Below are 22892 nucleotides of genomic sequence, written 5' to 3'. Positions count from 1 at the left end.
TTGTCTATTAACTCGGCGGATCCTGCATACGTGGTATTTTACGCTCCTTGAGAAATTTTGGCTAAGCAACTAGCCGTTTGTTGAACCACAGTCGAAAACCATGTTAGTTCCTCTTTTCCGTACCTTATCGAAGTTGCCATTGCCGGTCCTGCATGTCATGGGCGCCGCGCTGGGCTGGTTCGTGTATCTCGCCTCCCCTTCTTACCGCAAGCTGATGCGCACCAATATGCGCGCGGCCGGCTTTGGCCAGCATTTGTCGGCCGCCATTGCCGAGTCCGGCAAGTCGATCATCGAACTGGCCTTCGTGTGGTGCGCGCCGCCCGCGAAAGTGGCGAGCATGGCCACCGACGAGAATTGGGATTATGTCCAGTCGGTCATCGACAGCGGGCGCGGCATCATGTTCCTGACGCCGCACTTGGGCTGCTTCGAAATCACCGCCCAGCAGATCGCGCTGCGCACCAAGCTGACCGTGATGTACCGCCCGCCCAAGCAGGCCGCCCTGAAACCGCTGATCGAGGGCGCTAGAGCGCGCCACAACCTGCACCTGGCGCCGGCCAACCTGTCGGGCGTGCGCATCCTGGCCAAGTGCCTCAAGCGCGGCGAGCCGATCGGGGTGCTGCCGGACCAGGTGCCGCAGCAGGGCGAAGGCGTGTGGGCGCCGTTTTTCGGACGCCCGGCCTACAGCATGACCCTGCCGGCCAAGCTGGCGCAACTGGGCAATGCTGAAATCATCCTGGTGTACGCCGAGCGGCGTCCCGCCGGCCGCGGTTTTATCGTGCGCTTCGTGCCTTTCGGCCAGGAACTGGAGGGCAGCCCCGCCGAGCGGGCGGGCATGATCAATCGCGCCATGGAGCAGTTGATCGCGCGCTGCCCGGCCCAGTATTTCTGGAGTTATAACCGCTACAAGCAGCCCGGCGGCGTGCCCGCGCCCGACGCCCAGGTGGACGCATGAAGCTCTTGATCGGCCTGGTGTGGCTGATGCACTGGTTGCCGCTGCCCGTGCTGGGACGGGTCGGCACTGGCGTGGGCAGCCTGCTTTTCCTGGTGCTCAGGAAACGGCGCCATATCGCCCTGACCAATCTGCGCCTGTGCATGCCGGAATTGTCGGAAGCGCAGCGGGTGGTGCTGGCGCGCCAGCATTTCCAGTCGTATTCGCGCAGCGTGTGGGAGCGCGGCATTTTGTGGTGGGCGCCGCAAGCGCGCTTGCGCCGTTTGATCCATGTCGAGCCCGGCGTGCCGCTGGCGCAGATCGCGGCCAGGCCGACCATCCTGCTGTGCCCGCACTTCGTGAGCCTGGACGTGGCGGGCGTGGCGGTGATGCTGGAAACGAGTTTGTGCTCGATTTACGTACCGCAAAAAAATGCCGTGTTCGACGAGGTGCTGCGCAAGGGGCGTTCCCGCTTTCGTCCGGTGCAATTGTTTTCGCGCAAGGAGGGAGTCAAGCCGATCCTGCGCGCCATGCGCGAGCACTTGCCCTACTTTATGCTGCCGGATATGGATTTTGGCGACAAGGATGCCGCGTTCGTGCCGTTTTTCGGCATTCCGGCCGCCACGCTCACCGCGCCGGGGCGCATTGCGGCGGCCACCGGGGCGCAGGTGATTCCGGTGGTGGCGACATTCTTGCCGAATTACACTGGCTGGAAGGTGACGTTTTATCCGGCCTGGGAGAATTATCCGGGCGATGACATGGCCGAGTCGGCCCGCCGGATGAATGCCTTCATCGAGGAGCGGGTGCGCGAGGCGCCGGCCGAGTATTTTTGGACGCACAAGCGCTTCAAGACCCGTCCGCCCGGCGAACCGTCGCCGTACCTGAAACAATAGTTGTTACGGACTATACTGAGACGCATGAAACTTAAATTTACCAAGATGCACGGCGCCGGCAATGATTTTATCGTCATCGACGCCATCAGCCAGCAGCTCGATTTCACACCCGCCCAGTGGCAGCGCCTGGCGGACCGGCGCTTCGGCATCGGCGCCGACCAGATCCTGGTGGTGGAAAAAGCCCAGGGCGCCGGCTGCGACTTCCGTTACCGCATCTTCAATAACGATGGCGGCGAAGTCGAGCAGTGCGGCAACGGCGCGCGCGCCTTCGTCAAGTTTGTCACCGACAAGGGTTTGACGGAGCAGTCCAGCATCCGGGTGGAAACCATGAAGGGCGTCATCACGCCGCGCCTGGAAGCCGACGGCAGCATCACGGTGGACATGGGTGCGCCGGTGCTCGCGCCGGCCGGGGTGCCGTTCGATGCGTCCGGGCTGGGCGGCTGGGCCGAGGGGCGGGATACCTTGTGGCCTTTGCCGATCAAATATCAGGGCGGCAAGACAGTGTTCGTGTCGGTGGTGTCGATGGGCAATCCGCACGCGGTGCAGGTGGTCGATGATGTCGAGCTCGCGCCGGTGGCGGACACCGGGCCGCTGATCGAGGCGCATGCGCGTTTTCCGAACAAGGTCAATGCGGGGTTCATGCAGGTGCTGGACCGGCATCACATCAAGCTGCGCGTGTACGAGCGCGGCGCCGGGGAAACGCTGGCCTGCGGCACTGGCGCCTGCGCGGCCGTGGTGGCCGGGATCCGGCGCGGATTGCTCGATTCGCCCGTGCGCGTGACTGCGCGCGGCGGGGAGTTGTCGATTGCGTGGGCCGGCGATGGAGAGCCGGTGATGCTCAGCGGACCGGCGGTGACGGTGTTCGAGGGCGAGATCGAGCTCACTTCCGGCCGCTAGATTGACGACCGTCATTCCCGGCCTCGGCCGGGAATGACGGTGTTGAGGTTCCCGGCCCTCCCCTCACGCCGCCATCTCGTACGCCTCCACCTCCCCCAGCTCGGCATGCTCGGACTCCGGCACCAGGGTCTTGAGCCGGTACAGCCGCTGCCGGTAATTGCCCTCCGGACCGCTCGGCCCGCAGTCGACGCCGTCGAACAGGCGCACGATGCGGTCCAGCGCGTGCCGTTCGTGCATCGAATCGATCACCACCAGACGCCGCTTGCTGCGCCCGTAACTGCCGCGGATATCGATCACCAGGCAATGCCCCTGGTCGGCCGCCGTTACATCGAGCAACAACGCTTCGGCGCGCGTCAGCCCGAACAGGGCGGCCAGCTCGAGACGCGCGGCCAGCAGCGGATGCGCGCCGCCCAGCTCGTACGCTGCCAAGGCCCCGGTTTCGGTGTAGGCCGCGCCGTCGCAGCGCGGGGCGATCTTGTGCAGCGCCGTGGCCGCCAGCGGACAGCCTTGCAGCGCCGCCTTCTGTAACCAGTACACCGCCCGCACATCATTGTTTTCATTCTCGCGGCGCGCGCGCCAGGCGCTGTTGCCGCACTCGAGCTGGGCGTCGCGGTAACCCATTTCGGCGGCGCGCTCCAGATAGCGCTGGGCGTCAAGCACGTTGCGTTGGGAGAACTCGGGCTTGACGTAGATGCGCGAGAGCGCATACCAGGCTTCGGCCAGCCCCTGGTTGCCGGCCAGGGTCAGCCAGCGGATGGCTTTCTTGAAGTTGGCCGAGCCTTCGCCCACGGCGATGCGCTTGCCGTCGACCTGCATGCGCGCGCACCACAGTCCCACGGCGAACTGGGCGTGAGCATCGTGCTCGGCTGCGGCCAGCTCGAAGAAATGGCGCATCTCGGCGTCCAGCGTATCGGAACGGCCGGCATCGCCATCAGGGTCGCCGGCAGCGGCCGCCAGCGCGCGCGCGCAACGCGACAGCAAGGTGACGTCCGCCGCACCGAGCCCGCTGGCGGCGCGCGGCGTCGTGCCCAGCTGGCGCACCAGGGCCCGCGCCAGCGGCAGGGCGCGCTGCGCGTAGGCGGCCAGGCGCCCTTCTTCCCAGTCGGTGTCGAGTTGCGACAACTGGCCCTGCGGCAAGCCGCTCTCGGCGGCGCGCTGCAGCCAGCGCGCATCGACCGTGTGCTGTGGCGCCGGCGCGGGCGCCGGACGCGCCGGCGGCGCCACGTGCGCCTCGGACGCCATCGTCAGCGCGCCCGCCAGGCGCCGGTGCTGCGACAGCAGCCACTGGGCTTCGGCCAGGCCCGCCGCCGCGCCCGCTTCGAGCGCGCGAAAGGCTTTTTCGCGCCGCTCGGGGCCGGGCGTGGCGCCGCCATGCCCGCCTAAAATCAGCTGGGCCAGCACCAGCCCGGCACGCAGGTTGCCATCGTCGCAGGCTTGCTCGAACCAGCACGCCACCGGCCGCTGGCTCTGCACCGCCACATCGAAGGGAATATGGGTGCCGATCAGCTGGCAGGCGCCGGCGCTGCCTTGCTGCGCGGCACGGTCAAGCCAGTGAAGGGCCGTCGGCAGGCTCTTGGGCAAGCCGGCGCTGCCGAACAGATAGAGGGTTCCCAGGTCGAGCTGGGCTTGGGCGCGGCCTGCGCGCGCGCCCCGGATGAGCGCTAGTTCTTCGCGGTTTGCCATGATTGTTGCCATCACCTTGTTGGAGAAGCCCCGGGAGGAGATTACTTCCTTGAGCCTGCTACGCCGCATGGTGCCGGTCGAGTTGCCAATATACAACAGTTGCCTGGCTGATGCGGGTGCAGCCGACGTTTTAAAGTCTACGTCAGGCGCGCGGCGCGATGGCCGCTGATGGCGACTTCCTTGATTTCGCACAAAGCTTGTTAGTAAGAATATCCGGGATACCTCATGAAACGATTTCATAAAAATGAGGAGTGTCTTGCCTGTATCAATACGCACTGCCGTTTCATAAATACAACAACACTGCCGGAATGATTGGCTTTCAACCAATTCTACCCCTCATAATCGACCAGGACAGCCACGCTGGACTTGGCCAAGCAATAAGGTTTCTTAATCCGGGTGTTCAGTAGATTGAAAACTCAAGGCACTTGCGGATTCGACTGTTTCACTTTTAGGGACGTGTACATGAAAAAATCACTGGTCGCTCTGGCAATTCTGGGCGCAAGCGCCGGCTTTGCACAAGCACAATCTTCTGTGGTCATCTACGGCACCGTTGATGCCGGCATGATCAAACGTACTGACCAATCGCTGGCCATCGGCAAGCGCGCGAATAACACCCTCGGTTTCAAAGGCGTGGAAGACATCGGCAGCGGCCTGAAAGCCTTGTTCCAGCTCGAAATTCGCTATGAACCGGACTCGGGCACCATCGAGCAGGGCGCCAACGGCGTCCAGCGTCCGCTGTTCCAGGGCCAGAGCCGGGTCGGCCTGCAAGGCGCCTTCGGCATGGTGCGCCTGGGACGCGGCCTGACCGCCTTCCAGGAAAGCAGCACCCAGTTCGAGCCGTTCCACGGTGTGCCGAGCCCGGCCGGTTTCCAGACCGACCTGATGGTCGCTGGCTACACCTCGGACCCGCTCGGCTCGGTGGGCAATTCGACCAACCGCTTCAACAACGCCCTGTTCTACAACTCGAACGTGTACAACGGCTTCCAGATCAATGCCACGGTCGGCACCAAGGAAGCGAGCACGGGTTCGGCAGCCATCGTCGGCCGCGGCAGCCTGGCCAACCCGCAATACCGTGCTGGCTCGGAAGCGTCGGCCAATCCTTACTCGGTCTCGGCCACGTATACCGGCGCGGCCGGTTCGCTGATGCTGGCCGCCGAACGCAACGCGGTCGAATCGCGCCTGCTCTCGATCGCCGGCTATGTGATGGCCACGCCGGAACTGAAACTGATGGCCACGCGCGTGCAGCAAGACCGCGGCCATACCTTGTTTAACAGCGAAGAAGCGCGTTCGTGGGTGGTTGGCGCCAATTACAAAATGGGCCAGGGCAAAATCCTGGCCGGTTATGGCCAGAAGAACCAGGGCGCTTTGAACCAGGGCATGCAAAAGACCAAGCAAATGTCGATCGGCTACGAATACAGCCTGTCGCCACGCACCTATGTGTATGCTGATGCTTCTAACAAGAAAGGCCCGACCATTCCATCGAGCATGAATATCTATGCATTGGGCGTGAATCACGCTTTTTGATGCAGTGCGATATAAATCGTATGCAACATAAGTCGGTCGGATAAAACAAAGGGCGGCGATGGCAACATCGCTGCCCTTTGCCTTTGACGGCGCAGGCTGTGGTGTTTCAGATAAGACGGTATTGACGTTTTTGCTTCGTCTGTGTCTTTTTCGCAACCAGCACTTGCGTGCGCGATCGGCTTTCTGTACAAGGCTAAAAAACGATGGCATATTGGTCAAAACGAATTAGTACGCACGTTCGTTTTTATATAAAATAATCTCCTGGAGACACAATGAAAACAAAATTAATCGCTGGTGTAATCGCTACCTGTTTCGCAGCCCCGGTCCTGGCCCAGTCCAGTGTGACCATTTACGGTATTGCCGATGCTGGTTTCATGAAAACCAAAGGTGAATCGGCCAAACTCGTCAGTGGTATCGCGGACGGTTCGCGCATCGGTCTCAAAGGTACCGAAGACATCGGCGGTGGTTACAAGGCCATCTTCAATCTGGAAGCGCGCGTCGAACTCGACACCGGCACCCAGAGCCCCGGCCTGGTGAACGCGAATCAAGGCTTTTACCTGACCAAGGGCATGGATGCCTTCAAGACCCCGGCCCTGGCGCCGACCCTGGCGACCCTGCGCGCCGGCCTGCAGCCAGCGATCGCCGTCAACGCCGAGAAAGCCCTGTTCGATCGCACCGCCATGGTGGGTGTGGTCACGCCGTTCGGCGCCATCCTGGTCGGGCGCATGTACACCCCCGGCTACGAAGTGTTCGCCGCGGCTGACGCGTTCGAAACCGGCACCGGCGGCACCTGGGGCGGCATCACCGGCGGCACCGCCGGCTTTACCGCGCTGGGCGCGGACATCCGCTCGCAGAAATCGATCCAGTACCGCATCGCCACCCCGTCCGGCTTCGGCGGCTCGCTCATGTACGGCACCAAGAACTCCGGCTACCTGGGCCGCTACAACAAGTTCATGGGCGGCGCGATCACCTACAAGACCAGCATTTTCGACATCGGCGTCGGCCACAACCAGGGTGAAGACCTGCAAGGCCGCAAGAGCCTGACCACCACCACCGTGGGCGGTTCGGTCAAGGTCGGCGACTTCAAGTTCTTCGCCGGCTACCACGACCAGGTCAACCGCAATTCGGCCCTGCTGGCCGATTACCTCGCCGTGTTCAACGGCCAGGTCGCGCCGGGCCTGCGCGCCGCCGGCGTGCCGGCTGCCAACGTGGCTGCCCTGACCAGTATCTACACCACCAACATCACCCGCAACAGCCAGGTCGATGCCAGCAGCTACCAGTTCGGCCTGCACTACCGCATGGGCCAGGGCCGCCTGATGGCCTCGGCGGCGCGCCAGAACGACCGCACCGTGTCGAACAGCGATGCGACCCTGGTGGCGGTCGGTTACGACTACAACCTCTCGGCCCGCACCGATGTCTACACCGTGCTGTCGCATATCAAGAACCAGAACGACGGCCAGTACACGCCGGGCGCGGCCGGTTCGCCGGGCGGCTTCACCAAAGTCGCTGGCGAAGACAGCCACGCCATCCAGGTCGGCGTGCGTCACCGCTTCTAAGCACGGCGCGCGACCATCCCGCACTGCAAAAAAGACGCCTTCGGGCGTCTTTTTGCGTGTGAGCGCAAGCTGTCGGTTAGAATTGCGGGACGTTTTTTCGCATGCAACACGATTCCCCGCACTAAGTAAGTGTGCAGAAATTACAAGAATTTATGCGCACTTACTTAAGACTTCACGTAAAGACTTTCAATGACCGCCACTCTGGACTCCACCGCCGTCGCCGACTACCTGGCCGACCATCCGACTTTTTTCCAGGAACACGCCAATCTGCTGGGCGAGGTCAAGCTGTCCAGCCCGCTGACCGGCAAGGCCGTCTCGCTCCAGGAGCGCCAGATGGAAGTGATGCGCGACAAATACAAGGCGCTCGAACTGCGCATGTCGGACCTGGTCCGCCTGGCCGAAGCGAACGCCGCCATCGCCAACAAGTTCCACGGCTGGACCCAGACCCTGCTCAAGACGCGCCACGACGGCGACATGCCGCGCGCCCTGGTCGATGGCCTGGCCACCCATTTCGGCGTGCCCCAGGCCACCCTGCGCCTGTGGAACCTGGCGCCGGCGCACGCCGGCAACTGGTACGTCAACGGCGTGTCGGAAGATGCGCGCCTGTTCGCCAACAGCCTGCTGGCGCCCTACTGCGGCAGCAACCACGATTTCGAAGCGGTGCGCTGGCTGGCCGACGCGGGCGCGGTGCAGTCGACCGTCATTTTGCCGCTGCGCAGCAACGGCAGCGCCTTCGGCCTGCTGATCCTCGGCTCGCCCGATCCGGAACGCTTTACCGCCAGCATGGGCACCGATTTCCTGGTGCACATCGGCGAAACCGCCAGCGCCGCGCTGGCGGCCTTGCGGGCCTGACATGGATCATCCGGTCGCGCTAGAAGCCACCGACTGGGTCGGGCGCTACCTCGAGCAGCTGGCCACGCAGCGCCAGCTCTCGCCGCACACCATCGACGCCTACCGGCGCGACCTGCACCAGTTGCATACGCTGGCCAAGGGCATGCCCTGGCAGCAGGTGCGCCAGGCCGACATCCGGCGCCTGACCTCGATTTTGCACAGCCAGCAACTGGGACCGCGCTCGATCGCCCGCAAGCTGTCGAGCTGGCGTGGCTTTTTCGGCTGGCTGTCGGAGCACATCACCCTGGCCGCCAACCCCACCGACGGCGTGCGCGCCCCCAAGCGCCCGGCCCCGTTGCCGAAAGCGCTGGCGGTGGACGACGCCGTGCAGCTGGTGTCAAGCGCGCCGCCCGGCCGCAGCCCGACCAGCGCCGAGCTGTGCAACCGCGCCATGTTCGAGCTGCTGTATTCGAGCGGCTTGCGGGTGGCCGAGCTGGCCGGGCTCGACGTGACCTATACCAAGGGCGGCGAGGGCCAGGCCGCCTCGCTCGGCTGGATCGACCTGGCCTCGGGCGACGTGCTGGTCACCGGCAAGGGCAACAAGATGCGCACGGTGCCGGTGGGCAGCCACGCGCGCACCGCACTGGCGGCCTGGCTGGCGGTGCGCCCGCCGCCGGCCGATGGCAGCGGCGCCCTGTTCCTGTCCGAGCGCGGCACGCGCGTGTCGCCGCGCGTGGTGCAGCTGCGCCTGAAACAGCACGCGATCGACGCCGGCACCCCGGTGCACGTGCATCCGCACATGCTGCGCCACTCGTTCGCCTCGCATGTGCTGCAATCGTCGGGCGACCTGCGCGCCGTGCAAGACATGCTCGGCCACGCCAGCATCACCTCGACCCAGGTCTACACCGCGCTCGACTTCCAGCACCTGGCCGCCGTGTACGACCAGGCCCATCCGCGCGCCAAGGCGAAATAGGCTTGCAACAGGGCCGGATACGCGTTTGCGGCATGATCCGCGTCAAGCGATCTGGCGGTAGTTGGAAGCAAATGGCGAAATCCGGCATAATCGCTCGATTATTCGCCCGCTCCCGGGCGGCACACTGATTGACGACAACATGGCCTTGATACCCAGCACCATCCTGACCGGCTTCCTCGGCGCCGGCAAAACCACGCTCCTGAACCGCATCCTGCAAGAGGATCACGGGCTGAAGATTGCCGTCATCGAGAACGAGTTCGGCCAGGAAAACATCGACAATGAAATCCTGGTGCAGGACAGCAGCGAGCAGATCGTCGAGATGAACAACGGCTGCATCTGCTGCACCGTGCGCGGCGACCTGATCGTGGCATTGACCAAGCTGGCGCAAAAGCGCGAGGCGGGCGAGCTGCACTTCGACCGCATCATCATCGAAACGACGGGTCTCGCCAATCCGGGGCCGGTGGCGCAAACCTTCTTCATGGACGAGGAAGTGGGCGTGCATTACATGTTAGATGCCGTGCTGACCGTGGTCGACGCGCGCCACGCCATGACCCAGCTCGACGACTACGAGGAAGCCCAGCGCCAGGTCGGGTTTGCCGACAAGCTGCTGATCTCCAAGACCGACCTGGTCGATACGGCCCAGCTCGACGCGCTCAAGGCGCGCCTGATGCGCATCAACCCGCGCGCGCCGATCAGCACGGTCGACTTCGGGCGCGCGCCGATCAGCACGGTCGACTTCGGGCGCGCGCCGCTGGCCGAGGTGCTCGACATCCGCGGCTTCAACCTGAACGACAAGCTGGAAATCGACCCCGACTTCCTCAAGGCCGAAGAAGCCCACGACCACGATCACGGGCATGTGCACACCGACGCCTGCAACCACGAGCACGACCACCATGACCACCACCACGGCCACCACAGCGACGACATCGCCGCCTTCGTCTTCAAGAGCGACCGTCCCTTCGATCCGGCCAAGCTCGACGAATTCCTGGCCAGCCTGGTCAATGTCTTCGGTCCGCGCATGCTGCGTTACAAGGGCGTGCTGCTGATGCAGGGCGCCGAACGCAAGGTGGTATTCCAGGGCGTGCACCAGATGATGGGCAGCGATCTGGGCGCAAAATGGGGCGAAAACGAGGAACGTGGCAGCAAAATGGTTTTTATTGGCAAAAATTTACCGAAAGATGTCTTTGTCAGCGGTTTGGAACAATGTTTGGTATAAACTATCCGGGTTTTAAGATGCCCGCTTTATCGCACCGGCAGTAAAAAGTCCTCCGGGGCGGAAAGACACGAACAAGGCGGCAGTTCAGCAAGCCGTCAAGGTAGGCGCTTCGGGCGCAGGCACCGCCGCTTTACCGGTGCCGCGACCGGGTTAGCTGATAAAATGAAACCACCGTCGTATCGAAGGTAAGTGAAGTCATGACTAAAACAACTAAATCGACCCCCGCCGTCAATACAGAAGGCCATCTCATCTCCGAGGACGAAATCCGTGCCATGGGTGAGAAGGACTATATGAATCCGGCGCAGCTGGCGTTTTTCAAGGCGCGTTTGCAGCAGCTCGAAAAAGACTTGCTCAAGAATGCCGGCGAGACCACCGAGCACCTGCGCGAAACCGTGCTCGTGCCCGATCCCGCCGACCGCGCCACCATCGAAGAAGAGCACGCGCTCGAACTGCGCACGCGCGACCGCGAGCGCAAGCTGCTGAAAAAGGTGCAGCAATCGATCGCCGCCATCGACGGTGGCGACTACGGCTGGTGCGAAGAGACGGGCGAGCCGATCGGCATTCCACGCCTGATCGCGCGCCCGACCGCGACGCTCTCGCTCGAAGCGCAGCAGCGCCGCGAGCTGAAACAAAAGCTGTACGGCGATTGAGCCGCGCCGCGCGCCACCTCCGAAGAAGCATGCGGGTTCGCCCCCGCATGCTTTTTTGTTTTGCCGCTCCCGCCAATCCGACTCGAAGCTTGCCTATCGGCTACACTATGTCGGATTGTCCAGGCAAGTGGACAGGAGGGGTGGGTGGCGTGGTGCCGGCCGGCATGCTACCGTGCGGCTTGACGGTGCGGTTGGTTCCGCAGACAGATCCGCAGTCAGATCAACCAGGGCGCTTGCTGCGCTCGATGCGCCCGGTGCGGTTGGCGCAGTACGCAGCGTAGAACGAGACAGGGAACGACGTGGGTATCTTCTCCATCTTCAACAAGAAGAAAACTGAGCAGCCCGGCGCCAAGAATGCGCCGGACTCGCGCCTGCGCGTCGGTGAACCGTCGCGCCTGGCCGCCGACACCGACGCCGACCGCGCGCGCCAGCGCGAAATCGCGCGCGCCACCGCGGCCAAGATCGACGCGATCGAATCGGCCATGTCGAACGATATTTTCAACACGCCCGAGCCGGCCTGGGGCAGCGGCCCGCGCAAGGCCAAGGCCGCGGCCGCCGATGGCGCCACCACCGACACCCTGCCGATGCTGGAACTGGCCACCACCGAGCTGCTGGCCGACGAAGACTTGCCGGACGCACTGGTGGCGCCCCAGACCGCGCCCGTGATCGAAGAAATCGCCATCATGTTCGCCAACGACCAGATGGCCGTGACCGAACACATGCTGCTCGACAGCCTGGCCGAGCTGGGCAAGGACGACCGCACCATCTGGTGGATGCTGTTCGACCTGTACCAGGTCGGCGGACGCCAGGAGGATTTTGACAACATTGCAATCGATTACGCCAGCCAGTTCGAAACCTCGCCGCCGTCGTGGTCGCCGCCGCTGATGCCTCCGGGCATGGAAGAACGCACCTTTGCCGGCGTCACCCCGACTGAAGTGTTCAGCGGCGTGCTCGACGGCGAAGTGGCCCCGCGCCTGGAACGCCTGTTGCAGCGCGCCAGCGAAAACCCGGTGCTGCGCCTCGAATTTGCGCGCATCCAGAGCGTGACGCCGGACGGCTGCGCCCTGCTGCTCGAAACCATGAACCGCCTGCGCGCCAGCGACCGCGAACTGATCGTGGCCGGCGCCGCCGAACTGGCCGAGCTGGTCCACTCGACCATCGAGATCGGCCAGCGCGACGCCAGCGAAGCGCCCTGGCTGCTGCTGCTGGCCCTGTTCCAGCTGCTCGACCGCGAAAAAGACTTCGAAGAAACGGCGATGGATTACTGCGTCACCTACGAGGTGTCGCCGCCGTCGTTCGAACCGTCCTTGAGCACCGCCACCTCGGTCAGCATCCTGCACACGCCGCCGGCCACCGATGGCTTCATGCTGCCGTCGGTGATCGAAGGGTCGGGCACGGCCCTGTTCGACGCCATCGACGCCTACGCCGCCGACAGCGCCGAAACGGTGCTGTTCGACTGCTCGCGCCTGGCGCGGGTCGACTATTCGGCGGCCGCCGCCCTGCTCAACCGCTTGCGCCCGATCGCGGCCGAGAAAAAAATCGAGCTGCGCGAATTGAACCATTTGGTCGCCGCACTGTTCAAACTACTGGGCTTCACGGAAGTGGCCAAGCTGTTCCCGCACAAGTACTGACCAGCGCCGCCGAGCATGGCCGGCCGGTGCGCGGCATGGGCAAGCGGCCGTTAACTGTCTTGCAATTTCCGTGAGCATCCCCATTTCTGGGGGGCATGCAGCCGCGCGGGAGCCATCTCCGGCCGGCCGCTCCATCACTGAGAGGCAACGATAATGGAACAATTTCACGGCACCACCATCCTGTGCGTACGGCGCGGCAAGCAAGTGGCGATCGGCGGCGATGGCCAGGTCACGCTCGGCAACATCGTCATGAAGGGCACGGCCCGCAAGGTGCGCAAGCTCTACCAGGGCAAGGTCCTGTGCGGCTTCGCCGGCGGCACCGCCGACGCTTTCACATTGCTCGACCGCTTCGAAGGCAAGCTCGAAAAGCACCAGGGCAACCTGCTGCGCGCCTCGGTGGAACTGGCCAAGGACTGGCGCACCGACCGCGTGCTGCGCCGCCTGGAAGCCATGCTGCTGGTGGCCGACCATGAATCGACCCTGGTCATCACCGGCAACGGCGACGTGCTCGAACCCGAAGACGGGGTCGGCGCCATCGGCTCGGGCGGCACCTACGCCCAGTCGGCCGCCAAGGCCCTGCAAGAAAACACCGATTTGTCGCCGGCCGAGATCGTGAAAAAATCGCTGACCATCGCCGGCCAGCTGTGCATCTATACGAATATGTCGCACATCATCGAAACACTGGATTAAGGGGAAGCACCATGCCAAACTCCATGAACATGAACATGACGCCGCGCGACATCGTTTCCGAACTCGACAAGCACGTGGTCGGCCAGGGCAAGGCCAAGCGCGCCGTCGCCATCGCCCTGCGCAACCGCTGGCGCCGCCAGCAGGTGGCCGAGCCGCTGCGCCATGAAATCACGCCCAAGAACATCCTCATGATCGGCCCCACCGGGGTCGGCAAGACCGAGATCGCACGGCGCCTGGCCAAGCTGGCCGACGCCCCCTTCATCAAGATCGAAGCGACCAAGTTCACCGAAGTGGGCTATGTGGGGCGCGACGTCGACACCATCATCCGCGACCTGATCGACATCGGCATCAAGCAGACCCGCGCCAGCGAAATGAAAAAAGTGCGCCAGCGCGCCGAAGACGCGGCCGAAGACCGCATCATCGACATCCTGGTGCCGCCGGCGCGCGACTTCGGCTTTAACGTCACGCCGGCGCCGCTTGAAACCAAGGAAGGCGACGGCACGCGCCAGACCTTCCGCAAGCGCCTGCGTGAAGGCGAGCTGGACGACCGCGAAATCGAGCTCGAAGTGGCCGAGCCCGGTCCCCAGATGGAAATCATGGCCCCGCCCGGCATGGAAGAAATGACCGAGCAGATCAAGTCCATGTTTTCCGGCATCGGCGCGGCGCGCAAGAAGCCGCGCAAGATCAAGATCCGCGAAGCGATGAAGATCCTGATCGATGAAGAAGCGGCCAAGCTGGTCAACGATGACGAGTTGAAGCAAAAGGCGATCGCCAACGTCGAGCAGAACGGCATCGTGTTCCTCGACGAGATCGACAAGATCGCGTCGCGCTCCGAAATGGGCGGGGCCGATGTGTCGCGCGCCGGCGTGCAGCGCGACCTGTTGCCGCTGGTCGAGGGCACCACGGTCAACACCAAGTACGGCATGATCCGCACCGACCATATTCTGTTCATCGCCTCGGGCGCGTTCCACCTGGCCAAGCCGTCGGACCTGATTCCCGAGTTGCAGGGGCGCTTTCCGATCCGGGTCGAGCTCGAATCGCTGTCGATTGCCGATTTCGAGTGCATTCTCACCAGCACCGACGCCTGTTTGACCAAGCAGTACGAGGCCTTGCTGGCGACCGAGGATGTGAAAATCGAGTTTGCGCCGGACGGCATCACGCGGCTGGCCGAGATTGCGTTTTCGGTCAACGAGCGCACCGAGAACATCGGCGCGCGGCGCTTGTACACGGTGATGGAAAAGTTGCTGGAAGAAGTGTCGTTTACCGCCAGCGAGACCGGCGGCAGCGTGGTGGCGATCAGTGCCGCGTACGTGAACGAGCGCCTGGACAAACTGGCCGACAACGAAGACTTGTCGCGCTACGTGCTGTAAGGAGGCGCGCGATGGCGAACAAGGCATTGGCGACGCGGCAAAAGATGCGCATCACGGTCAAGCCGACCCAGCAGGTTGCCAAGGTGCGCAATCCGGTGGCCGTGGCAGCCAAGCTGCGCGCCGCCGGGCCGCACGCCAAGGGCCCGGCGCAGGAGCGCCAGGCGGCCAAGCGCGCGCTCAAGAAGGCCAGGCTGGTGCCGGAGGACGAATGACGTGGAATTACCGGGTCATGAACAAGGCCGGGGAACTGGCGGTCTATTCGGTGTATTACGACGACCAGGGCAATGTGACCAGCTCGAGCGTGGAACCAGCGGCGCCATGGGGCGAAACGCTTGAAGACTTGCACAATTGCTGTGAACTGTATATGGAAGCGTTGACGAAGCCGGCGCTCGAGTACGCCGGGTGATTCCGAGGGCCGCCAGCGGGCGCCCTGGTGGGCGCCCGCGATCAGGCCATCTTGTATGCGCCGCCTAGAACTTCCAGGCCGCGCCTAATGTCATCAAATGCACATGCGTGCGTGCCAGCGCGCCGAAGCCGGCCCTGAGCACATCGTAATCGGCCGTCAGCGACAGATGCTTGTCGAGCGCATACGCGATCCCCAAGCCACCCATGAGGCCGGTCGACGCGCTTGACTCGCCATCGAACTTGCCCGACAAGCGGGTCAGCCCCGCCCTGGCATGCACCGACAGCGCATCGGTCTCGCGTGAACTGATCCGGTACGACAGCCCCGCTCCCCGCAGCGACGCCGCGCCACGCTCGCGCGCCAGGTTCATCTTGCCGCTGCGGTAGCCCACCAGCTCGACCGAACTGGTCAACTCCGAACCCTGCCACGCGCTGAACGGCGCAAAGTTGAAACCGGCGAACAGCTTGCCGCTGCCGTTGTCCTGTCCCTTGCATCCATCCGCGCCGCCGCATGGCGCGCTCAACTGCATCCGCCCCGCCCCGCCACCCGCATAGATCGGACTGGTGTCGCCGTAACTGGCGCCGCTGGCGGCACCGCTGAACACGGTCAGCAGGAGGACGGCAAGCAGCGGGAGTTTCTGCATCGGTTCACTTTCGGTCAGGGATGTTTCTGGGCTGAGTACAGTGTCCTGCTTTTCCGCAAAAAGTACTATCTTCTTGTGCGAAGCACCGAAATTCGGTACATTCAGTATCGGATAACACTACATTTTGCCCTTAAAGGAATCGCATGAGCTCACCCGAGCTGGTCATACAAGTGCTGCGCGCCGAGTTGCGCGCGGCGGGCATCACCTACAAGGCGCTGGCGACACGCATCGGCATGAGCGAGTCGAGCGTCAAGCGCATGTTCGGGCAGAAAGATATGGCCCTGTCGCGCCTGGCGCAAATCTGCAAGGCGGCCGGGGTGCCGCTCGAAGACGTGCTGCGCCGCGCCGCCGATGCCCGTCCCCAGGCCGACACCCTCACGCCCACCCAGGAAAAGTCGCTGATGGCCAATCCGCGCCTGCTGCTGGTCGCCATCTGTTGCCTGGGCAACTGGACGCTCGACCAGATCATCGAAACCTACCAGCTGAGCGAGCCGGAATGCATCGGCCTGATGGTCGAACTCGACCGCCTCGGCCTGATCGAACTCAAACCCCTGAACCGCTACAGCATGCGCGTCTCGACCACCTTCCGCTGGCTGCCGGACGGGCCGGTGCAGCAGTATTTCCGCGAGCATGTGGTGGAGGATTACTTCAGCGGGCGCTTCGACGGCGCCGGCGAAACCTTGCTGTGCCTGCCCGCGCGCCTGTCGCTGGGCAGCTCGCGCGAACTGCTGCTGAAAATCCAGCAGTTGGCGGCCGAGCTGGCGCGCCTGCACCAGGCCGACCGCCGCCTGGCCCGCGACGAGCGCGACGGCGTGACCTTGCTGCTCGGCTTTCAATCATGGGAGTCGAGCGCGTTTACCGCGCTGCGCCGCGCGTAAGCCGTGTCTGGCTGACCTCATCCAAGTCGGATCCTCATCGTTGCCACAAGCAATGCCGCAAGCAGTTGTGGCAACGCTTATGGCATCGTCTTACGAATCTTGTTGTTGACCGCCTACTTGCTAATTGCGTATTAGCGTCTTGGTGTGGACCTGGCCAGTCTTGAGTTGCGCAATGGATTCCATCAAGCGGTTCGCGTTCTTCAACGAGCTCAGAAGATACATTGTCTCTTCCATGCTATTGAAGTCTGCGAGGGACAACATGACAACGTGTTCTCCATTGACACGAGTAATCAATGTCGGGTTGTGGTCTTTGCATACGTCGTCCATCACCGTCTTCAAACTAGTCTGCGCGTCGCTGAATGTTATGATGTTCATCATATATTGGCTGCCTCAATCAAGTGCCAGGATGTTGAGTCTGGCGGACACAAGTGGATATCCTCGTCATTGGGTGACAAACGATCGCACCAGAGCCTCATCAGAGCCAAATGCCGCTCGGTGAAGTCCCTTCGCCTCATCTCCATATGACCTGCCAAACGATATGTCGTTCACTCGGTCAGATCGACTCCGGTCAGTTCGTTTACCAGATCGGCCCGAGGAACAAGTAGGCGGTGCTGCCGCCGTGTACGGTCTTGCCGGCGCCCGCGTACACCGGGCCGAAGCGCGTGTCGACCGACAAAAACCCGCTGACGGCCTGCTTGAAGGCGGTGACGTCGCCCTGCACGATCTGGCGGCGGTCGAACGCGCCGCCCGCTTCCAGCGAAAAGCCGGCGCGCAGGGTGCCGCCCAGGGTCACCGGCAAGGCGCCGATGCGGCGCGCCATCACCAGCCGCCAGAAGGCGATGCGGTTGCCTTCGACCGATTCCGGCATCGAGCCCGACAAACGCAAGAATCCACCCAGGCTGAGCGGCGCGTCGCCGCTGCTGGCGACCGCGTATTCGCCGTACACATGGCCGGCCCAGTCGCGCGTGCGGAAAGCGCTCATGCCGAGCAGGGAAAACTGCGCCAGCGGCGTGGCCCCATCGGCGCCGATACCGGTGCCGGCCAATTGGGCGTCAACCAGGTAGCCGCGGCTGGGAAAGCCGAGCGAGTCGAGCGTGTCGACCCGGTAACGGAAGTATTGATAGCTGTTCGATGCATGCTCGCCCGCCGCATCCTCGGGAATGAGCGCGCGCGCACCGAGGCGCTGCTTGACGACGCCGAACTGCACATCGCCCCAGGTCCCCAGTTCGCGCCCCAGCACCAAGCGCACCGAACGCTGCGAGTAGGCATAGCGCACCTTGCGCCGCCCTTCGCTGAAGAAGTCGAGCGAGGTCGAGCCGTACTGGAGCGCCGGCGCCACGTACCAGGGCGAACCGGGGCCGAGCGGCTGGTGGAACTGGACCCCGATGCCGCGCTCGTCGCCGATCTGGGCCGTGGTGCGCAGCTCGCCGCCCCACGGATTCATCGAGGAACGCACGTGCATCACTTTCAGCGCGAAGCGGTTGGCGTCGTCGAAGTCGCTGGCCAGTTCCAGCCCCACGCGCAGGCGGCTGTTGGTCCAGCCGGCCTCGGTGGCGCGGATGGCCACCGCGCGCTGGCCGCCTTCGTCGTCGATGTCGGTCTCGACCCGCTCCAGGTCGCCGCGTCCGTACAGGCTGTTGGCGGCGCGCCGCACCTGGTCGCGCGTGCGGGTCTGGCCCTGCGCCAGGCCGGACTGCACCTGCAGGATTTTCGGATTGATGCGCCCGCTGCTCTCGACCTTGACCTCGGTCAACAGCATCGGCGTGTCCGACAGCGGCGGCGTGGCCAGGCGGTTGTTTTCGAACAGCGCGTACTCGGCCTCGGGCAGCGCCAGCGCCGCCAGGCGCGGCGCCAGCGCGCGCGTGGCCGCCTCGCCGCCCTTGATGGCGCTGTCGATATTGCGAAAGTCCAGAAAACTCGTGCCGCTCAATTCCGGCGAGATCAACACATCGCCCGGGCCGAGTTCCCTGATCGAGCGCTGCACGTTCTGCTCGGTCAGGATGTTGATCATCTGCTGCGCCACGCCGAGCGCGCTGCCGAGGTTTTTCTCGGGCGCCAGCGGGGTGCCGACATTGACCGCGATGATGATGTCGGCGCCCATCTTGCGCGCCAGGTCGATCGGCAGGTTGCGCACCAGGCCGCCGTCGACCACCAGGCGCTGGTTCACCCGCACCGGCGCGAACACGCCCGGCACCGCGAGCGAGGCGCGCATGGTCAAAAACAGCGGGGTGTCGACCAGGTCGACCAGGTCGCCCGTGACCAGGTCGGAGGCGACCGAGCGAAACGGCAGGCTCAGTTGATTGACCGGGCGGTCGCGCGTGCCGGCCGGCAGCAGGCGCGCCAGCGCCAGTTCCAGCGCGGCGTTGCCGGCCGCCGCCGGCGGCAGCGAGATGCCATCGCGGTGCAGGCCGAACTCGATGCGCGACGGCAGCAGCACGTCTTCTTCGCGACGCCGGAATTCGAGGTCTTCGCGCGCCGGCCGGTCGGCCACCACGCGGTCCCAGTCGGTGTGGCGCGCCATCTGTTCCAGGTCGGCCACCGAGGAGCCGGCCGCGTAGGCGCCGCCGATCACGCTGCCCATGCTGGTGCCGACCACGATGTCGACCGGCACCCGCATGTCGCGCAACACGCGCAGCACGCCGATGTGGGCAAAGCCGCGTGCGCCGCCGCCGGAGAGCACCAGCGCCACGCGCGGACGCGCCGTCACCGCCACGCCGGCCTCAGGCTGCGGCGCGGCGCCAGGCTGCGCCAGGGCGGCGCCCGCGGGCAGGCCCAGGGCGCAGGCCGCGGCCAGCACGCGCAATCGCTTCATGGCGGTGGCCTTATTGGGTTGGTGCTTGGTTGTTGTTGCCGGGGCTGACCACGGTACGGGTCGGCCCTGGCATCTGCGGCGGCGGCACGGTCGTCGGCGGCGTTGGCGAGAGCCCTTGCGCCGGTTCCGGCGGCGCGCCCGGCGCCGGATTGGCGTTCTCGCCCTGCGGCAGCGGCGGCGGCGGGGCCGCCATCGGCGGCGCCATCTCGGGGCCGGCCTTGGCGTCGGTGGCCAGTTCGATGCGTTTCTCGACGCCGCCTTCGGACAGGATCACGTAGCGCGGGAACACCGCGCTGACCGTCACGCCGGCGGCGACTTCGCGCCCGACCTTGAGCGCGCGCGGCTGCTGGCCGTCGGCCACCAGGATGGCGGCGCTGTCGCGCCCGGCCGAAATCACGCCGGTCAGCTGGTAATTGCTGACCACCACGGCGGCGGCCTGGCCGCCGAACAAGGTGGCGGCGGCATCCGGCGCCGGCACCGGATCGGGCGCGCTGGCGGCCGCCACGATCGGGCGCTGCTCGCCTTTGATGAACTGCATGGCCCAGTACGCGATCGAGGCCGACAGGAGAACCACGGCGAGCAGGCTGAAAACTATTGGCAAACGCTTCATTACATTCCTTTTTACCGCACCAGCTGATTGATTTCAATAATAGGCATCAGCACCGCGAGCACGATCAGCAGCACCACCACGCCCATGGCCAGGATCAGCACCGGTTCGAGCAGGCCGGCGATGGTGAGCGTGCGCCGCTCCAGGTCCTGCTGCTGCGAATTGGCGGCCCGTTCCAGCATGGCCGGCAGTTCGCCGGTGATCTCGCCGGCGCGGATCATGTGGATCAGCATCGGCGGAAAGTGCTTTTGCGCCGACAGCGCGCGCGCCAGGCTGACGCCCTCGCGCACGCTGGCGCTGGCCTGCTCGACCAGCTCCTTCATGGCCAGGTTCGACAAGGTGTCGCGGCTGGTGTCGAGCGCGCGCAAGATCGGCACGCCCGAGCCGGTGGTGATGGCCAGGGTGCTGGCGAAGCGCGCCGTGTTCAGGCTGCGCTCGAACTTGCCGTAGATGGGCGCCGTGAGCAGCCAGGTATGCCAGCGCCGCTTGAGCACCGGGTTGCGCAGCGCGCGCCGCCACATCCAGAACGCGCCCACCATCAGGATGCCGACGATGATGCCCCAGGCGCGCACGAAATTCGATACGCCCAGCATCATGACCGTCAGCAGCGGCAGCTTTTGCTTGGTGTTGGCGAATACCGAGACGATCTGCGGCACCACGTAGGTGAGCAGGAAGATCACGATCGCGAACGCCACCACGGTGACGATGGCCGGATAGGTGAACGCCAGGCGCACCTTCTGCACCAGCGCGTTGCGCCGTTCGATGTAGTCGGCCAGGCGCGAGAGCACGCGCGCCAGGTGGCCGATCTGCTCGCCCGAGGCGACCAGCGCGCGGTAAATCTCGGCAAAGTCGCGCGGGTGGCGCGAGAGCGCGTCGGAAAACGGCGCCCCGCCCATCACTTCCGAGCGGATCGAGGCCACCAGGTCGCGCACATACGGACGCTCGGCCTGTTCCAGCAGGGCCGTGAAGGCTTGTTCGAGCGGCAGGCCGGCCTCGAGCAAACTGGCCAGCTGGCGCGTGAACAGGGCCAGTTCGACCTGCGACAGGCGCTCGCCGAAGCCGCGGCTTTTCTCGGCCCCGGAGGCGTCGAGCTGGGCCGCGATGGCTTCGACCATCAAGGGCGTCAAGCCCTGCAGGCGCAGGTCGGCGCGCGCCGAACGGGCGCTGTCGGCGTTAACCACGCCCTTGCGGGTGCTGCCGTCGCCATCGACGGCTTCATAACGGAATGCGGGCATCGTTCTCGGCCTAGTCCTTGGTCACGCGCAGCAATTCGGCCTGCGTGGTAGTGCCGTTGTCGAGCCAGCGCTGGCCATCCTCGCGCATGGTTTTCATGCCGCTGGCCTGGGCCGCGGTGCGGATTTCGGCTTCGGACGCGCGGTTGTGGATCTGGGCGCTGATCTTGTCGTTCGTCTCTAACAGTTCGTACACGCCAACCCGGCCGTGGTAACCGGTCTGGCCGCACTTGTCGCAGCCGACCGCCTTCCACTGGACCGAACGGCCCTGCGGCGTTTCGACTTCGTCGCGCACCTTGCAGTGCTCGCACAGTTTGCGCACCAGGCGCTGCGCCATCACGCCCAGCAAGGACGACGACAGCAGGAACGGTTCGATCCCCATGTCGAGCAGGCGCGTGACGGCCGCCGCCGCATCGTTGGTGTGCAGGGTGGCCAGCACCAGGTGACCGGTGAGCGAGGCCTGGACCGCGATCTGCGCCGTTTCCAGGTCGCGGATCTCGCCGATCATGATCACGTCCGGATCCTGGCGCAGGATCGCGCGCAGGGCCTTGGAAAAGCTCATGTCGATGCGGGCGTTGACCTGGGTCTGGCCGACGCCGATCAGGTCGTACTCGATCGGGTCTTCCACGGTCAGGATGTTGGTGGTCGAGGCGTTCAGGCGGCTCAAGGCCGCGTACAGGGTGGTGGTCTTGCCCGAGCCGGTCGGCCCGGTGACCAGCACGATCCCGTGCGGCTGGTTGATCAGCTCATCGAACTGCGGCAGCAGGGCCGCGTTCATCCCCAGGTGCGACAGGTCGAGGCGGCCGGCTTCCTTGTCGAGCAAACGCAGCACGGCGCGCTCGCCATGCCCGGTCGGCAGGGTCGAAACGCGCACGTCGACCGGTTTGCCGCCCACGCGCAGGGTGATGCGGCCATCCTGCGGCAAGCGCTTTTCGGCGATGTCGAGCTGGGCCATGATCTTGATGCGCGAGATCAGCGAGGCGTGGATGGCCTTGCGCGGACGGACCACGTCGCGCAGCGAGCCGTCGATGCGGAAGCGCACCACCGAGGTTTGCTCGAACGGCTCGATGTGGATGTCGGAAGCGCCTTCGCGCAGCGACTGGGTCAGCAGCGCGTTGATCATGCGGATCACCGGCGCGTCGTCGGACGATTCGAGCAAGTCTTCGATGGCCGGCACGTCCTGCAACAGCTTGGTCAGGTCGAGGTCGGCGTCGAATTCATCGGCCACCTGCGAGGCGTCGCCGCCGGCGCCGGCGTAGGCGCTGGCGATGGCCGCTTCCAGCTCGGCGCGCTCCATCGAACGCAGCGCGATGCGCCCGAAGCGGCGCGACACTTCCGCGATGGCCGCCGGCGCGGTCGCGCCCGAGACCCACACTTCGATCGGATGCTCGCCATTGTCGGGCGAGCGCGCCAGCACGCCGAAGTCGCGCGCGAAGGCGTAAGGTAAGAGGTTGCTCATCGCTGGATAGTCCGCT

22 protein-coding genes are annotated in these 22892 nt (G+C 64.8%); 15 read left to right on the top strand and 7 right to left on the bottom strand.

Annotated features, from left to right (window positions below; all coding sequences use genetic code 11):
• Positions 1-100: 100 nt before the first annotated feature.
• From F0185_RS15285 to dapF, 3 genes are read left to right on the top strand one after another with little or no spacing between them, the layout of a single operon-like run.
• Complete coding sequence (locus F0185_RS15285; protein WP_167225750.1) at positions 101-952, top strand: lysophospholipid acyltransferase family protein; 852 nt, start codon at positions 101-103, stop codon at positions 950-952.
• Positions 949-1821, top strand: coding sequence for an LpxL/LpxP family acyltransferase (locus F0185_RS15280; RefSeq protein ID WP_167225748.1), 873 nt, complete (start codon positions 949-951; stop codon positions 1819-1821). The genes F0185_RS15285 and F0185_RS15280 overlap by 4 nt, the downstream gene beginning before the upstream one ends.
• A 24-nt stretch (positions 1822-1845) precedes the next feature.
• On the top strand, positions 1846-2718 hold the full coding sequence (gene dapF, locus F0185_RS15275; RefSeq protein ID WP_167225746.1) for a diaminopimelate epimerase: 873 nt from the start codon (positions 1846-1848) through the stop codon (positions 2716-2718).
• 63 nt (positions 2719-2781) lie between these two features.
• Here dapF and F0185_RS15270 read toward each other — a convergent pair whose 3' ends face one another.
• The gene (locus F0185_RS15270) at positions 2782-4401 is read right to left on the bottom strand and encodes a tetratricopeptide repeat protein (RefSeq protein WP_167225745.1); all 1620 of its coding nucleotides are present in this window, start codon (positions 4399-4401) and stop codon (positions 2782-2784) included.
• A 462-nt stretch (positions 4402-4863) separates the two neighbouring features.
• Between F0185_RS15270 and F0185_RS15265 the strand changes: the two genes are divergently transcribed.
• The 11 genes from F0185_RS15265 to F0185_RS15215 all read left to right on the top strand — a co-directional run bounded on the left by F0185_RS15265 (position 4864) and on the right by F0185_RS15215 (position 15248).
• A complete protein-coding gene (locus tag F0185_RS15265) occupies positions 4864-5925 on the top strand; it encodes a porin (RefSeq protein ID WP_167225743.1) in 1062 nt (353 codons plus the stop codon).
• A gap of 272 nt (positions 5926-6197) precedes the next feature.
• On the top strand, positions 6198-7481 hold the full coding sequence (locus F0185_RS15260) for a porin (RefSeq protein WP_167225741.1): 1284 nt from the start codon (positions 6198-6200) through the stop codon (positions 7479-7481).
• 189 nt (positions 7482-7670) lie between these two features.
• Positions 7671-8333 (top strand): DUF484 family protein, encoded by a 663-nt coding sequence (locus tag F0185_RS15255; RefSeq protein WP_167225739.1) that lies wholly within the window; start codon positions 7671-7673, stop codon positions 8331-8333.
• 1 nt (position 8334) lies between these two features.
• Entirely contained in the window at positions 8335-9285 is a 951-nt protein-coding gene (locus F0185_RS15250; RefSeq protein ID WP_167225737.1) for a tyrosine recombinase XerC, read from the top strand.
• 139 nt (positions 9286-9424) lie between these two features.
• Positions 9425-10501, top strand: a complete 1077-nt coding sequence (locus F0185_RS15245) for a CobW family GTP-binding protein (RefSeq protein WP_167225735.1) — start codon at positions 9425-9427, stop codon at positions 10499-10501.
• A gap of 197 nt (positions 10502-10698) precedes the next feature.
• Positions 10699-11151: an RNA polymerase-binding protein DksA gene (gene dksA / locus F0185_RS15240; protein WP_054265697.1), complete on the top strand. Its 453-nt coding sequence runs from the start codon at positions 10699-10701 to the stop codon at positions 11149-11151.
• A 299-nt stretch (positions 11152-11450) separates the two neighbouring features.
• Positions 11451-12782: an STAS domain-containing protein gene (locus F0185_RS15235; protein WP_167225733.1), complete on the top strand. Its 1332-nt coding sequence runs from the start codon at positions 11451-11453 to the stop codon at positions 12780-12782.
• 153 nt (positions 12783-12935) lie between these two features.
• A complete protein-coding gene (gene hslV, locus F0185_RS15230) occupies positions 12936-13472 on the top strand; it encodes an ATP-dependent protease subunit HslV (protein ID WP_099873691.1) in 537 nt (178 codons plus the stop codon).
• 29 nt (positions 13473-13501) lie between these two features.
• Positions 13502-14842, top strand: coding sequence for an ATP-dependent protease ATPase subunit HslU (hslU, locus tag F0185_RS15225; protein WP_306667699.1), 1341 nt, complete (start codon positions 13502-13504; stop codon positions 14840-14842).
• A gap of 11 nt (positions 14843-14853) precedes the next feature.
• On the top strand, positions 14854-15054 hold the full coding sequence (locus tag F0185_RS15220) for a hypothetical protein (protein ID WP_166891999.1): 201 nt from the start codon (positions 14854-14856) through the stop codon (positions 15052-15054).
• On the top strand, positions 15051-15248 hold the full coding sequence (locus tag F0185_RS15215; RefSeq protein WP_167225731.1) for a hypothetical protein: 198 nt from the start codon (positions 15051-15053) through the stop codon (positions 15246-15248). The genes F0185_RS15220 and F0185_RS15215 overlap by 4 nt, the downstream gene beginning before the upstream one ends.
• A 64-nt stretch (positions 15249-15312) precedes the next feature.
• Here the strand turns inward: F0185_RS15215 and F0185_RS15210 are convergent, their stop codons facing one another.
• Entirely contained in the window at positions 15313-15888 is a 576-nt protein-coding gene (locus tag F0185_RS15210; protein WP_167225729.1) for an outer membrane beta-barrel protein, read from the bottom strand.
• A 143-nt stretch (positions 15889-16031) separates the two neighbouring features.
• Between F0185_RS15210 and F0185_RS15205 the strand changes: the two genes are divergently transcribed.
• The gene (locus tag F0185_RS15205; protein ID WP_166892008.1) at positions 16032-16766 is read left to right on the top strand and encodes a helix-turn-helix domain-containing protein; all 735 of its coding nucleotides are present in this window, start codon (positions 16032-16034) and stop codon (positions 16764-16766) included.
• A gap of 120 nt (positions 16767-16886) precedes the next feature.
• Here the strand turns inward: F0185_RS15205 and F0185_RS15200 are convergent, their stop codons facing one another.
• From F0185_RS15200 to gspE, 5 genes are all read right to left on the bottom strand, one after another.
• Positions 16887-17141, bottom strand: a complete 255-nt coding sequence (locus F0185_RS15200) for a type II toxin-antitoxin system Phd/YefM family antitoxin (RefSeq protein ID WP_167225848.1) — start codon at positions 17139-17141, stop codon at positions 16887-16889.
• Positions 17142-17343: 202 nt separating this feature from the next.
• Entirely contained in the window at positions 17344-19578 is a 2235-nt protein-coding gene (locus tag F0185_RS15195; protein ID WP_167225727.1) for a patatin-like phospholipase family protein, read from the bottom strand.
• A 10-nt stretch (positions 19579-19588) separates the two neighbouring features.
• Complete coding sequence (locus F0185_RS15190) at positions 19589-20188, bottom strand: type II secretion system protein N (protein ID WP_167225725.1); 600 nt, start codon at positions 20186-20188, stop codon at positions 19589-19591.
• Between the two features lie 11 nt (positions 20189-20199).
• Positions 20200-21420, bottom strand: a complete 1221-nt coding sequence (gene gspF / locus F0185_RS15185) for a type II secretion system inner membrane protein GspF (RefSeq protein WP_166892023.1) — start codon at positions 21418-21420, stop codon at positions 20200-20202.
• Between the two features lie 10 nt (positions 21421-21430).
• Entirely contained in the window at positions 21431-22876 is a 1446-nt protein-coding gene (gene gspE / locus F0185_RS15180) for a type II secretion system ATPase GspE (protein ID WP_166892026.1), read from the bottom strand.
• Between the last annotated feature and the right edge of the window lie 16 nt (positions 22877-22892).

Source organism: Massilia rubra, assembly GCF_011682065.1.
In the GTDB taxonomy this organism is placed as follows: Bacteria; Pseudomonadota; Gammaproteobacteria; order Burkholderiales; family Burkholderiaceae_D; genus Telluria_A; species Telluria_A rubra.
The sequence above is the reverse complement of the archived record's forward strand: the minus strand, read 5'-3'. Positions and strand labels throughout refer to the sequence as shown.